General features: G+C 48.0%; 14 protein-coding genes. 5 read left to right on the top strand and 9 right to left on the bottom strand.

Annotation, left to right across the window (positions count from 1 at the left end; genetic code table 11):
* Nucleotides 1–53: 53 nt before the first annotated feature.
* The 3 genes from dapD to cbpB all read right to left on the bottom strand — a co-directional run bounded on the left by dapD (nucleotide 54) and on the right by cbpB (nucleotide 2,848).
* On the bottom strand, nucleotides 54–773 hold the full coding sequence (gene dapD / locus ACXAD6_RS07545) for a 2,3,4,5-tetrahydropyridine-2,6-dicarboxylate N-acetyltransferase (RefSeq protein WP_474968358.1): 720 nt from the start codon (nucleotides 771–773) through the stop codon (nucleotides 54–56).
* Between the two features lie 64 nt (nucleotides 774–837).
* Nucleotides 838–2,307, bottom strand: coding sequence for an MDR family MFS transporter (locus tag ACXAD6_RS07540; protein ID WP_474968357.1), 1,470 nt, complete (start codon nucleotides 2,305–2,307; stop codon nucleotides 838–840).
* 76 nt (nucleotides 2,308–2,383) lie between these two features.
* A complete protein-coding gene (cbpB, locus tag ACXAD6_RS07535) occupies nucleotides 2,384–2,848 on the bottom strand; it encodes a cyclic-di-AMP-binding protein CbpB (RefSeq protein WP_027954032.1) in 465 nt (154 codons plus the stop codon).
* Between the two features lie 254 nt (nucleotides 2,849–3,102).
* Between cbpB and trhA the strand changes: the two genes are divergently transcribed.
* Nucleotides 3,103–3,741 (top strand): PAQR family membrane homeostasis protein TrhA, encoded by a 639-nt coding sequence (gene trhA, locus ACXAD6_RS07530; protein WP_474968356.1) that lies wholly within the window; start codon nucleotides 3,103–3,105, stop codon nucleotides 3,739–3,741.
* 427 nt (nucleotides 3,742–4,168) lie between these two features.
* On the opposite strand, the gene copZ is transcribed toward trhA, so the two are convergent.
* From copZ to fadH, 4 genes are all read right to left on the bottom strand, one after another.
* Nucleotides 4,169–4,369 (bottom strand): copper chaperone CopZ, encoded by a 201-nt coding sequence (gene copZ / locus ACXAD6_RS07525; protein WP_474968355.1) that lies wholly within the window; start codon nucleotides 4,367–4,369, stop codon nucleotides 4,169–4,171.
* A gap of 13 nt (nucleotides 4,370–4,382) precedes the next feature.
* On the bottom strand, nucleotides 4,383–6,788 hold the full coding sequence (locus ACXAD6_RS07520) for a heavy metal translocating P-type ATPase (protein WP_474968354.1): 2,406 nt from the start codon (nucleotides 6,786–6,788) through the stop codon (nucleotides 4,383–4,385).
* A gap of 14 nt (nucleotides 6,789–6,802) precedes the next feature.
* Complete coding sequence (locus ACXAD6_RS07515; RefSeq protein WP_474968353.1) at nucleotides 6,803–7,120, bottom strand: metal-sensing transcriptional repressor; 318 nt, start codon at nucleotides 7,118–7,120, stop codon at nucleotides 6,803–6,805.
* A gap of 436 nt (nucleotides 7,121–7,556) precedes the next feature.
* Nucleotides 7,557–8,324 (bottom strand): 2,4-dienoyl-CoA reductase, encoded by a 768-nt coding sequence (fadH, locus tag ACXAD6_RS07510; RefSeq protein WP_474968352.1) that lies wholly within the window; start codon nucleotides 8,322–8,324, stop codon nucleotides 7,557–7,559.
* A gap of 148 nt (nucleotides 8,325–8,472) precedes the next feature.
* Between fadH and ACXAD6_RS07505 the strand changes: the two genes are divergently transcribed.
* The 4 genes from ACXAD6_RS07505 (at nucleotide 8,473) to ACXAD6_RS07490 (ending at nucleotide 10,793) form a co-directional block, all read left to right on the top strand.
* On the top strand, nucleotides 8,473–9,333 hold the full coding sequence (locus tag ACXAD6_RS07505) for a metallophosphoesterase (RefSeq protein WP_474968351.1): 861 nt from the start codon (nucleotides 8,473–8,475) through the stop codon (nucleotides 9,331–9,333).
* A gap of 92 nt (nucleotides 9,334–9,425) precedes the next feature.
* Entirely contained in the window at nucleotides 9,426–9,980 is a 555-nt protein-coding gene (locus tag ACXAD6_RS07500) for an SCO family protein (protein ID WP_474968350.1), read from the top strand.
* 63 nt (nucleotides 9,981–10,043) lie between these two features.
* A complete protein-coding gene (locus ACXAD6_RS07495) occupies nucleotides 10,044–10,511 on the top strand; it encodes a YkyB family protein (RefSeq protein ID WP_474968349.1) in 468 nt (155 codons plus the stop codon).
* A 75-nt stretch (nucleotides 10,512–10,586) separates the two neighbouring features.
* Nucleotides 10,587–10,793, top strand: coding sequence for a hypothetical protein (locus ACXAD6_RS07490; protein WP_035531270.1), 207 nt, complete (start codon nucleotides 10,587–10,589; stop codon nucleotides 10,791–10,793).
* A gap of 37 nt (nucleotides 10,794–10,830) precedes the next feature.
* Here ACXAD6_RS07490 and ACXAD6_RS07485 read toward each other — a convergent pair whose 3' ends face one another.
* A complete protein-coding gene (locus ACXAD6_RS07485; protein WP_474970381.1) occupies nucleotides 10,831–11,736 on the bottom strand; it encodes a chemotaxis protein in 906 nt (301 codons plus the stop codon).
* Nucleotides 11,737–11,826: 90 nt separating this feature from the next.
* Nucleotides 11,827–12,234: a hypothetical protein gene (locus ACXAD6_RS07480; protein ID WP_474968348.1), complete on the bottom strand. Its 408-nt coding sequence runs from the start codon at nucleotides 12,232–12,234 to the stop codon at nucleotides 11,827–11,829.
* Nucleotides 12,235–12,280 lie beyond the last annotated feature (46 nt).

Genomic DNA, 12,280 nt, shown 5'->3' with positions numbered 1-12,280 from the left:
AGACAGGCGCAGCCCGCTTTGGACTACGCCTGTATAAAGCTTATGAAGTGGAATTAGTTATCCAACTTACGCAGCTCCTGTTTGATTTCTGTTTTTGATTTTGTCTGGTCATCAATTTCCTTGATCACTTTAGCCGGGGTTCCCGCCACGAGTGTGTTTGCCGGTACATCTTCAGTTACAATCGCTCCAGCTGCTACAACGGCACCTTCTCCTACTGTGACACCTTCAAGGACGACCGCATTGGCACCAATGACAACGCCGTCTTCTACTACAACCGGTTGGGCAGAAGGCGGCTCGATGACTCCCGCGAGAACGGCCCCTGCACCGATGTGGCAGTTCTTACCGACCGTCGCGCGGCCGCCGAGAACGACGTTCATATCAATCATTGTGCCTTCTCCGACTACGGATCCGATATTGATCATCGCTCCCAGCATGATCACCGCTCCATCACCGATTTCCACTTGATCACGGATCACAGCACCCGGCTCGATCCGCGCATTGACTTTCTTCAGGTCAAGCAGCGGAATGGCAGAGTTGCGGCGGTCATTTTCAAGGACATAATCCTCAATGTCATTTTCATACTGTTCAAGAAGTGGCTGAATGACTTTCCATTCTCCGAAAATGACACCTGTATTTCCAGTAATGAAGTCCTGGATCTGGTCACCAAACTCAAGGCTTTCCAGATTGTTACCTTTAAGATAAACCTTTACAGGTGTAGATTTTTCACTGTTTGAGATAAAAGAAATAATCTCGTTGGCATCCATTTGTTTCATCAGTCATTTCTTCCTCCTTTATGTATCTTTCATCCTTTACTTTATCAAAGGATGTCCGGGGTTATCAATCTTTTTTCGGAATTTGCAGAATCAGTAGAAAACTTACGGCCGCTAAAAGGACCAGACTGATGTATACGATATGAAGTCCCGAGGTCAGTCCATGCTGCAGTACGGCAAGAGCTTCTTCACCTAAAGACAGCCGTGTTTCTTCCCGGAGCAGGGCGTTCGTATCGTTAATGCTTAATTTACTGCCCATGCCGGCCTCCTCAATCGCCTCAGATACGCGGCTGTTCAGCAGACCGCCGAGAAGGGCTGCTCCAAGCGCACTTCCGATCGTCCTCATAAACATGTTGGAAGCCGTCGCGATCCCTCTTTTCTCCCAAGTTACACTATTTTGAATGGAGACGATAAAAGAAGTGGTCGTCAATCCCATCCCGATTCCAATGAACAAAGAACCAGCTGCTGCGAATAAAGGCCCTTTCTCAGGAGAAAGCAAGGAAAAGAGAATGCTTCCCACTATAAGAGAAACACCGCCGGCGAGAGCTGTAGGTCTGAAACCGATCTTCAAAAACAACCGTCCGGCAGCTGCAGATGCCGCCGGCCAGCCAATCGACATTGTCGTAAGGGTAAATCCTGCCACTGTAGCGGACTGCTCCATCACGCCCTGGACAAAAGCCGGAAGGTAACTGCTCACCCCGATCAAAATCATACCTGTAATCAGAGACGTGGCATTGGAGTAACGGATGGACCGGATCTGCCACAAGTCGAGCGGCATCATCGGGTCCTCCATCTTTCTTTCATGAATAATAAAAGCCAGGGTCCCTCCTGTGGAAATCACACCCAGTGCAGCCATCCCCCACGAAAGCCACGGGATGCTTGTCCCGCCCTCAATCAAAATGACAATCAAGGAACTGATCGTAATCATCACCCATACGGAACCGGGCAGGTCTACGCTCCGTTTTTCTTTCGTTTTCTCTTCCTTAAAGAAGAATAAAATGCCCAGCAGAGCCAGCATACCGAGAGGCAGGTTCATCCAGAAGACATAAGGCCAGCTGAGCACATCGACGAACAATCCGCCGAGCAGCGGTCCTGCGACTGCAGATATGCCCCACACACTGGACAGCCATCCTTGGATCCGGGCCCGTTCTTCTTTTGTATAGATATCTCCGACGATGGTGGTTGCTATCGGCATCAAAGCCCCTGCACCAAGTCCCTGTATCAGCCTTGCCCCAATCAGGACTTCCATTGAAGGCGCGAGCGCACATAAAACCGCTCCGGTTAAAAACAGACCGATGCCGGTCATAAACACGGGTTTCCGACCAAAAACATCAGAGAGACGGCCGAAGAGCAGAACGGTGGCCGCATTCGTCAAAAGATAAGCGGAGAACACCCATGAATACCATCGGAAACCACCGAGGTCTGCAGCGATACTCGGCATGGCTGTTGAAACGATGGTAGCTTCAATAGCCGCCAGAAACATCGCCAGCATAATCGAAGCGAGGACCAGTCCTCTATTTTGTTGTGTATTCGACATATGTATCTCCACCTTTTTCGTTATAAAAAAAAGATGACACCCGGTGGATGTCATCCATTTTACCATAGATGGAAGATTATGTTGTCTCCAGCATGGTATACTTCAACGTTTCATGATAGTGTTTGCTGAATTGTTTTAATATCGTTCTACGGGTCACAATACCGTCGAATTCGCCTTTGTCGTCTGTTACACATACAAAAGGATGATCGATCAGTTTGTGAAGCGCATCAATCATCGTCTGCTCCTTGGTGAGGCATGGGACTTGATCATCCATGACTTCCTTAACCATAATTTCAGAAAGACGGTTCATCTCGAATTCTTCTATACCAATCGTTTCCTCTAAAATTCTCGTTTTGCTGATCACACCTTGAAATGTATAGGATGGGTCCAGTACAGGAACAGCGGAATACCCGGATTTCACTAATACGAGCAGGGCATGCTCCAACGGGTTGCTGATTTGTACGTGGGCCACTTTCTCAGATGGAATCATCAGCTCAGATACTAATGGAATACGCAGTGTTTCTTTTTGTAAACTTACCATGTTCTACTTCACTCCTCTTTTTTTCACAAACATTGAAGGAGCAGAAAGAGACGTTCATTGGACCATAAACAGTTTATCATACATCATCCTAAAACTCGAACCGCAATTCCCGACAAATCTCTCTCTGACCAGGTTGACGATTATCTGATACCCCGATTCACAGGCTGTCAAAACCTGTAAAACACACTTGGTCTTTATAATTTTTTCTTAACCGCTTATAATGAATATAACTGAACAATATTGGGGTTGAATCGATGCTGACACATACATTTACGAAAAAGGAAGAAATCGCAAATGCCGTAACTCACGGAATTGGAGCCGTCCTGAGTGTGGCTATGCTTGTCCTGCTGATAGTTTTCGCAAGTCTCGGAGGCAATGCGTGGCACATTACAAGTGTGACGATTTACGGAGTAACGATGCTCCTGCTCTACACTTCTTCGACTCTCGTCCATAGTTTTCCTCCCGGCCGCGCCAAAGATCTCTTTGAGATTTTCGACCATTCCGCCATCTATTTGTTTATTGCCGGGACGTATACACCGATTCTCCTCGTTCCACTGAGAAGTTCCCTCGGCTGGACGCTTTTCGGAATCGTGTGGGGAATTGCCATTCTGGGGATCGTTTTCAAAGTATTTTTCGTGAAAAAGTACGTCTTTATGTCCACGGTCTTCTACCTGCTGATGGGCTGGCTCATCGTTCTCGCCTGGGAGCCTTTGACTGCCCAGTTACCAGCTGCCGGCATCACCTACCTCGTCGTAGGAGGCGTCCTTTATTCCATCGGGTCCATCTTTTACGTATGGAGAAGCTTCACCTACCACCATATGGTATGGCACCTGTTCGTACTCGGAGGGTCGATCCTTCACTTCTTCACGATTTTCTTTTATATCATCGGATAAAAAAACGCTGCGCTTTATGCGCAGCGTTTAGCTTTTAGAGAAACCTTTTTCCAAAGGAGTGGTCATCAATACTTGGTCATGGATAGGATTTTTCCCACGCAGGCCGCAGTAACGCAGCTTGTCCTGTTCTTTTGAAACGGCGGAGGAGCGATGCTTAACGTTCTCTTTTATCCGAGGGTAAAGCTGTCTTCCCACAGGCATCGGCACGAGGAGCGTTCGGTGGTGACGCCTGCGGGAACAGCGCGAGCCGAAGATCCACTTGGTCAAAAGGGTTTTCTTGACCAAGTTAGCTGAGGCCGTGCCCGCGGCAAGCATCCACCGATAAGCGGAACGTGTCACCCTCAACACGACAGGCGGACAACTCTAACTGGATAACACGGCTTTTTCTACAGCCTGAACGCTGCGCTTTATGCGCAGCGTTTTTTATTTAGACTACATCGTATCCTTGATCTTCGACTGCTTCTTTCAAAGCTTCATTGGAGACCGTATCGTTATGAGAAACACGGACCTCTCCCGATTTCAGGTTGACATCGGCTTGTTCCACACCGGAAAGTCCGGCTAAAGCTCCTTCCACCGCTTTCTTGCAGTGGTCACATGTCATTCCTTCTACTTGGAGCATCGTTTCCATTATCGTTCCTCCTTTACAATTTAACCCGCTTCAGTCTGAGAGCATTGGTTACAACACTGACCGAGCTGAAGGCCATGGCCGCACCAGCCACCCAGGGCGCGAGCAGCCCGAGCGCCGCCACCGGAATCCCTGCACTGTTGTAGGCGAGTGCCCAGAATAAATTCTGGCGGATGTTGCGCATCGTCTTCCTGCTGAGGGAAACGGCCTGGCTGAGATGGGCAAGGTCTCCTCCGACTAGAGTAATATCTGCGGTTTCAATCGCAACATCCGACCCAGTCCCGATCGCTACCCCTATATCGGCAACAGCAAGCGAAGGAGCATCGTTGATTCCATCCCCGACCATGGCTACTTTATGACCTTCCTGCTGCAGTTCCTTCACTTTTTCCGCTTTCTCTTCTGGAAGCACTTCTGCAAAGACGCCGTGAATGCCTACTTCCTTGGCAATCGCTTCAGCCGTCCGGCGGTTGTCTCCTGTGACCATGTACACATCCAGACCAAGCTTCTTCAAATCGGCAACAGCTTCCCTTGAGGATTCCTTCACCGTATCAGCCACAGCCATAATACCTGCAAGTGCAGCGTCGACAGCAATGAACATCGCTGTTTTCCCTTCCTGCTCAAAATCTGCCATTTTCGATTCATATGCCTCATAATCCAGCTGTTCCCGTTCCATCAATTTTCTCGTACCGATCATAATGTGGTGTCCCTCTATGTCTGCAATGACCCCATAGCCAGGAACGGCTTCAAATCGCTCAGGTTCTGCCAGCGCTGTCTCCTGCTTTCCCGCATAGTCAACGACCGCTTCCGCAAGCGGATGCTCAGATGCCGATTCCGCAGAAGCAGCGAGATGCAGCAGATCAAAACGATCATCAAACGATTCAAAGTTCGTGACTTCCGGTTTCCCTTTCGTAATGGTCCCCGTTTTATCCAACAGAATAGTGGTCAGGTTATGTGTCCCCTCCAAATATTCTCCGCCTTTGTATAAAATGCCGTGTTCTGCTCCCTTACCGGTCCCAACCATGATCGAGGTCGGCGTAGCAAGACCAAGGGCACAAGGGCAGGCAATAACAAGGACAGCAATCGCAGCCTCCAGAGCAGGCCCCCATTCTCCTGGAGATACAAAGATCATCCATACTAAGAATGTCATCAAGGCGATTCCGACGACAATCGGCACGAAAATTCCGGAAATCCGATCCGCTGTTCGCTGGATGGGAGCTTTGGACCCCTGGGCCTCTTCGACGATTTTCACGATGCCGGAAAGAGCGGTATCCTTCCCTACCCTTTCCGCTGTCATTCGGATTGTACCATGCTTGTTGATGGTGGATCCGATGACCGCTTCTCCTTCCATTTTCTCGACCGGAATCGATTCACCGGTAATCATCGATTCGTCGATGGAAGTCATCCCGGAGCGGACCGTCCCGTCGACGGGTATTTTTTCTCCAGGTTTAACGATGAGCTCATCGCCCACCTGAACCTGTTCAACAGGAATTTTTTCTTCTTTTCCGTCTCTAAAAACGACAGCTTCCTTCGCCTGCAGATTCAGCAGGTGGGAAAGGGCGGCTGTTGTTCTTCCCTTAGCAAGGGCTTCAATCAACTTCCCGACGAGGATCAGCGTAATGAGGACGGCACTCGTTTCAAAATAAAGATCCGGCATCCCGTCTGATGCGCTCATCCAGCGGATCATTTCTACAACACTGTAAAAATAAGCCGCCGAGGTACCCAGCGCAACGAGTACATCCATGTTGGCACTCTTATTGGATAACGCCCGCCAGGCCCCTTTGTAAAACGGCGCCCCGATGTAAAACTGGACGGGAGTTGCCAGAAGAAATTGAAACCACGGATTCATCAGCAGTTCAGGCACGTAAAAAGCAAGACCAAAAGGAAGATGACCAGCCATCGTATATAGCAGAGGAAGGGAAAGGAGAGCCGAAATCCATAACCGGCGTTTCTTCTGTTGGATTTCCTCTTCTTTCTTTTCCTTCTGATCCTCCCGGTCACGTTTCACTACAGCACCGTATCCGAGCTTTTTCACGCGGGCAATGATATCATCGACCGTGACTTCCGATGGGTCATATTCCACGACTCCCGCTTCTGTCGCCAGATTAATGGCTGCCTCATTGACGCCATCCGTCCGGCTCAGCACTTTTTGGATGCGGGAGGAGCAGGCAGAGCATGTCATCCCTTCAATATCAAGTTCCAGCTTTTCCATGCGGAGACCATAGCCGAGTTTCTCCACCCGTTCTTTGATCTGATTGGCATCGACTTCATCATTACGGTAGGAAACAGACGCTTTTTCCATGGCCAGATTGACGTCTGCCTGTTCCACGCCATCCATTTTATTTAACACGTTTTCAATTCTGGAAGCACAGGCGGAACATGTCATTCCTGTTACACCAAATTGTATTTCTTTTGTATCTGACATATCATGATCCCTCCTTATTTGGAGAACTGCTGGACGACTTTCATTAATTCATCAATGGCTTCGTCTCCGTCTCCCTTTTGAATAGCATCTTTCACACAGTGGTGTGTATGCCGCTCAAGAAGAGAATAGCCGACACGTTTCAAGGCTTTATCTATAGCAGATATTTGTACGAGAATATCGACGCAGTAACGGTCATCCTCGACCATTTTCTGGATACCACGGACTTGACCTTCAATTCTCCGCAGCCTGTTTACGACGGCCTGCTTTTCATCGTCGGTTCTTGGCGTCACCGGGGCTTTCCCGCTGTTCTCAGGTAATGAGTGCTCACACATGTTCTCCGCCTCCTTTGATAAGCTTAATATACCCGGTATAGGTATAGATAGTCAAAAGAAACGTTTGAAAATCTATGTAGGTTTCATATTTTCATAATTACTTACCGGGGGTATACAAAAGTGACATCTTATATAAAAAACTGATCGAATGGCTTACCATCCTCAGATGATGAAAGTCTTGAATGTTGTATAGCCGATCAACGGCTGGATCCTCGTCAACAAGGAATCAAAGAAGAGAGGGAGTCTAAGTACAAGGCCTGCTGTTCAAGTCCATCAAGCATAAGAACCTTTGAAACAAACAAAAAACTGCCGGGAATTTTCCCCGGCAGTTTCCGATTATAGGTTTGTCTTCATTCATACAGGACATGCCTGCTCATGGAAGAACCGATTGGGTCTGTATCCTCGCGGCATTTATACACAATGGGATGATAAACGTTTAAAAAGGAAACTTATTCAACCACTGACCACCATCCAAGGTGATACACTCTCCGTTCATATAAGCCGCTTCCTCAGAAAGAATAAACCTTGCCAGTCCGGCAATCTCTTCTGGAGTTCCGACACGTCCGAGCGGCACCGATTGAATCGTACGCTGCGCAGCCTTTTCGGACTGAAATAACTTATCGGCCCCTCCCGTACGTTCAATCGGTCCCGGAGCTATGGCGTTGGCCCGGATTCCATACTTACTTCCCCACTCCACCGCAAGGGTCCGGGTCATCGTGAGAACGCCGGCTTTCGCTGAGGCAGAATGAATGACGCCGGCCCCGGCATTCCAGGCATATGTAGCCACCATGTTCAGGATCGACCCTTTGATATGGTTTTCAATCCAGTACTTGCCAACGGCCTGACTGCAGTAGAATGTACCATTGAGGACAATATTAATAACCGAATTCCAGCCATTTGGTGAAAGTTCTTCAGCTGGAGCTATAAAGTTACCGGCCGCATTATTGACGAGGTGGTCGATGGTCCCGAATGCATCTACGGTTTCCTGTACCATCCGCTGTACATCCTCCACTTCTCTGACATCCATTTGAATGGTCAGAACAGCAGACTCATCTCCGCCTGCTATTTCCTGTTTAGCGGCCGCCAGACGTTCTTCGTTCCTTCCAGTAATAGCTACACGGGCTCCTTCGGAAACGAAACGTTTCGCCATATGGAGCCCCATACCGCTTGACCCCCCAGTAACGATGATTACTTGATCCTTCATCATGTACCTCCATCTTTTTGACTTCTTAACTTACATTCCACAAAAGGAAAATGAATTCCTGTTCATTTTAGAAATTTAATCGATCATTCGACTTCTTCTTACAGTAATTCGTGATATAATGACGAAAGAATTTCAGAGGAGAATCGCTATGAACTTAACACGCCGCCAGTTTATCAAGCGGATGACCGCCGGAATAGCCGGATTTGTGGGGATCGGTGCGCTCGGTTATTCTTATGCCTGGTATATAGAGCCGCGTCTGCTTTCCAGACAAATGTATGTCATCGAGCATCCGAAGGTACCTCGTGCCTTTCATAACTTTAAAATACTGCAGTTTTCCGATACCCACCTCGGGTTTCATTATGATTTGGAACAACTTGAGAAGCTTGTCCGGAAAATCAATGAAGAAGAGCCTGATCTGCTTTTGTTCACGGGTGACCTGGTGGATGAACCGCAGACGTATCCTTTTTCACCGAGGCTTGTGGATGTACTCAAAAAACTCCACGCCTCCAAAGGGAAATACTGGATTTACGGCAACCATGACCATGGCGGTTATGGGACCGAGAAAATTCAGCAGGTGATGGATGCCTCCGGTTTTCAACTGCTCCAAAATGAGCATAGATTCATAAAAAACGGGAACGCTTCCTTCACTCTGGCAGGACTGGATGATGTGATGCTCGGGAAACCGGACATTGCCAGAGCTTTATACGGGGCGGATGAAGAGCTTTTCACATTGTTGATGGTTCATGAGCCGGATGTAGCCGACCGCTTCACAGACAGAGCTGTCGATATCCAGCTTTCTGGTCACAGTCATGGCGGTCAGGTGCAGCTCCCTTTGATTGGTCATCTGATTACACCGCCTTATGCCGATAAGTATGTGGAAGGACATTATTCAATCACACAAACCTTCGACTTATATGTAAGCCGCGGGATCGGTACGACAAGACTCCCTTACCGTTTTCTCTGCAGGCCGGAATATTCCGTCTTCCAGCTCAAGCATAAGGGTCCCTGACTCGTACAGTTTTGTGACAGATGACAGAACCGGTGCCTCTCTTCTCCCCTGAATGTTACACTAGACTCATCTAAAGACATGGAGGCAGGAACATGAATGCAAAACTTTGGTTTGGACTACTATGTACCGTTCTCTTTATAACGGGATGCGGATCGCAGGATGTCAATCCCCTCCACGCTGTCAATCAGAACGGAGAAGAACGAACCCTCCCCCAGTCCTATGAAGGGGGCTACTGGATCGTTGATTTCATTTTTACCAACTGTGAAACCGTCTGCCCTCCAATGACCGGACATATGTCCAGACTCCAAGAGCAGTTGGAATCGGAAAATCTGGACGCCCGGCTCGTATCTGTGAGTGTGGATCCGGAGAATGATACGAAGGATGTGCTGAAAAGCTTTGCGGATGCCTATCAGGCAGACTACGACAATTGGGACTTCCTGACGGGCTATTCCTATGAGGATGTCAAAGAATGGTCAATCAAATCCTTTCAATCCCCTGTCAAGAAAATGGAAGATTCCGATCAGATGGCCCACGGAACGAGCTTTTTTCTTGTCGGTCCTGACGGGGACATATTAGAGAATTACAGTGGGACAAGTGCCGACAGCATCAACGAAATCATCAAAGATTTAAAAGAATATAAAAAGTGACCAATGTAAAATGTTGTCAATCGATAGAGGGAACGCTATACTTGGATGGAAAGGAGATCTTAGATGAACAGAAAGCAGCTATCCGACCGTGAAATTGCCGAATCATTATTCATCGTAAACCGCCACGCAAAAACGGCTCCTGAGCCGAAACATTTATATGACATAAAAAAACACACCATCGACCTCCTGCTGAAGGAGAAACGGGCCAGGAAAGTTGGTCTTCATTATTCTGATCATCCTCGTTTAAGTCAGCAGCATTCCACTCTTCTGATCGAAATTGGCGGGTATTATTTTCACGTACCAGCAGCAAAGGATGACTTCCAGCACCTGGAACACCTTGGCCGGGTCGACCAGTCCTACCGCAACCCTAAGCCGAAGCTGTCTTTGTCCCGTGCGAAACGGACCTTATACCAATATTTAAACTGGAAGCAGCCGGAAAAGAGCTCTCCCCGCGCTTTTCATTCCACTCCGCAGCCATCCCTGCTCGGCCAAAGGACGGAAACCCCTTGGAATCAGCGCCCAAGAAGATGAATGTAATTCTCTTCCTTTTTGATGTTTCGTTCTTTCAGGAAGAAGGAATGAAAGTACCAGAGGAGGAGGATCACTATGACGATGAATCCAATGGACGATTTTCTATGGCACTTGAAAAAGTATATGGAGTATACCACAGAAATGAGAGCTTCTTATGAGCATCTATCCGATCATGAAAAAAGCCTGATTGTAGAATCATCCCCTACAAAACAAGGGCCGGAAACCCTTTCTAAACAGGCCTATGCCTGGCATGACGAACTGTTTGAACGACTGAAGAAATAAAGAAAAATCCGCTGATTCCAGCGGATTTTTCTTTATGTTACAAGATGTTTTGATCGATGATTTTGACCAGCTCCACGATTTCCGGTTTGGAAACCTGGGCATCTGCCCCTACTCGTTCTCCTTTATGTCGGAGATCTTCTGTAATAAGGGAGGAAAATATGACAACAGGAAGTACCTGCAGCTGCTCATGCTCTTTCAACAGTTTCGTAAAATGATGACCGTCCATCATAGGCATTTCGATATCTGTAATGATCAGCTGGTATTCCTCGGTCATCGTTTTTCCTTCTTCCATCATTCCTTCGAGATGATCCCACGCCTCCCTGCCGTTTTCAAAACTGACGGTCTGATCATACCCGGCTTCACTCAACGTTTCCTGAAGCATCGCACGGAGCATGGCAGAGTCTTCAGCTATAAGAATCTTTTTCGAAGAACGCTCCCGCTGTCCCAGCTCCCGGAGCTGTTCTTTTTTCATACTCGTTTCCGGGTTGATATCAGCGACCACTTTTTCGAAATCAAGCAGAAGCAGCATATCCTCTTCTCTTTTGATGACCCCGGTGATCTGCGTGTCGAGGCCTTGATACATTTGATTCGGTTTTTCAATCTGTTCCCATGAAATCCGGTGAATCTGAGTAACCGTATGGACGTGAAAAACGATTTTCGTCTGGTTGAATTCCGAGAGAATAAACTTATCCTTTTCCGGACGATCAGAGGCTGGAAATCCCAGCGCATGCGCAACATCGACGACGGGCACGACTTCACCGCGTATATCGATGATCCCCTCTACAGAGGGGTGGGAGTGAGGCACTTTTGTCATTGGCTGCGGGTTTAAAATCTCTTTCACTTTTATCACATTCATACCGAAGCGGTTTTCACCAATTCCAAACTCTACGATTTCGAGTTCATTGGTACCACTCTCCAGTAAAATTCCCTGGTCCTGTTTCATGAACATCGCCCTTTCTTCTAAACATCCTCCTATAGTATCGGCAGGACTCGTCCAGTGGTGAAGAAAAAAACTCTCTTTTTAAAAGAGAGTTCAAGCAGCCTTCCTTCTTTTACGCTTCGTGAATCTGAGGTACGCCTGTTTTACCGTCAGCCACCCGGCGAGGGTGAGACCGTATCCACTGATAGCGGAAAGGCAGATGAACCAGTAGTATTCCGGCAGGGTGGATGTTGTTCCTGACATGGCATACCTGTCCACCATCTGCAGGAAAACGAGCGCGATCAATACAGAGGCCCCGCCACTTAAAAAGATGAGCCAGTTTCGCAGCATCAGCCACTCGACCACCGGCTTTACCACCCACATCAAAGCCCCCATGAAAGCAAACACCAGAAGAAACTGGATGTATTCCGGCTCCATACCAAATATCTGAAGGATATCTTCATCCAGCCATTGGATCGGTTCTTCCAAAAAGTGAGGATCGAGCCATTCACCCATATTCATCATGTACGTCTCCTTTATCCTTGTTCTCTTCTCCATTATGAACAGG

The sequence above is a fragment of the Halobacillus sp. ABH2_015 genome (assembly GCF_056158945.1).
Note: the sequence above shows the minus strand (reverse complement) of the source record. Positions and strands in the feature narration are given on the sequence as shown.

Bases quoted from the DNA above. Each gene is read 5' to 3' on its own strand.
- dapD (WP_474968358.1), bottom strand. From the start codon at position 773: ATGAAACAAATGGATGCCAACGAGATTATTTCTTTTATCTCAAACAGT.
- ACXAD6_RS07540 (WP_474968357.1), bottom strand. From the start codon at position 2,307: ATGTCGAATACACAACAAAATAGAGGACTGGTCCTCGCTTCGATTATG.
- cbpB (WP_027954032.1), bottom strand. From the start codon at position 2,848: ATGGTAAGTTTACAAAAAGAAACACTGCGTATTCCATTAGTATCTGAG.
- trhA (WP_474968356.1), top strand. From the start codon at position 3,103: ATGCTGACACATACATTTACGAAAAAGGAAGAAATCGCAAATGCCGTA.
- copZ (WP_474968355.1), bottom strand. From the start codon at position 4,369: ATGGAAACGATGCTCCAAGTAGAAGGAATGACATGTGACCACTGCAAG.
- ACXAD6_RS07520 (WP_474968354.1), bottom strand. From the start codon at position 6,788: ATGTCAGATACAAAAGAAATACAATTTGGTGTAACAGGAATGACATGT.
- ACXAD6_RS07515 (WP_474968353.1), bottom strand. From the start codon at position 7,120: ATGTGTGAGCACTCATTACCTGAGAACAGCGGGAAAGCCCCGGTGACG.
- fadH (WP_474968352.1), bottom strand. From the start codon at position 8,324: ATGAAGGATCAAGTAATCATCGTTACTGGGGGGTCAAGCGGTATGGGG.
- ACXAD6_RS07505 (WP_474968351.1), top strand. From the start codon at position 8,473: ATGAACTTAACACGCCGCCAGTTTATCAAGCGGATGACCGCCGGAATA.
- ACXAD6_RS07500 (WP_474968350.1), top strand. From the start codon at position 9,426: ATGAATGCAAAACTTTGGTTTGGACTACTATGTACCGTTCTCTTTATA.
- ACXAD6_RS07495 (WP_474968349.1), top strand. From the start codon at position 10,044: ATGAACAGAAAGCAGCTATCCGACCGTGAAATTGCCGAATCATTATTC.
- ACXAD6_RS07490 (WP_035531270.1), top strand. From the start codon at position 10,587: ATGACGATGAATCCAATGGACGATTTTCTATGGCACTTGAAAAAGTAT.
- ACXAD6_RS07485 (WP_474970381.1), bottom strand. From the start codon at position 11,736: ATGAAACAGGACCAGGGAATTTTACTGGAGAGTGGTACCAATGAACTC.
- ACXAD6_RS07480 (WP_474968348.1), bottom strand. From the start codon at position 12,234: ATGAATATGGGTGAATGGCTCGATCCTCACTTTTTGGAAGAACCGATC.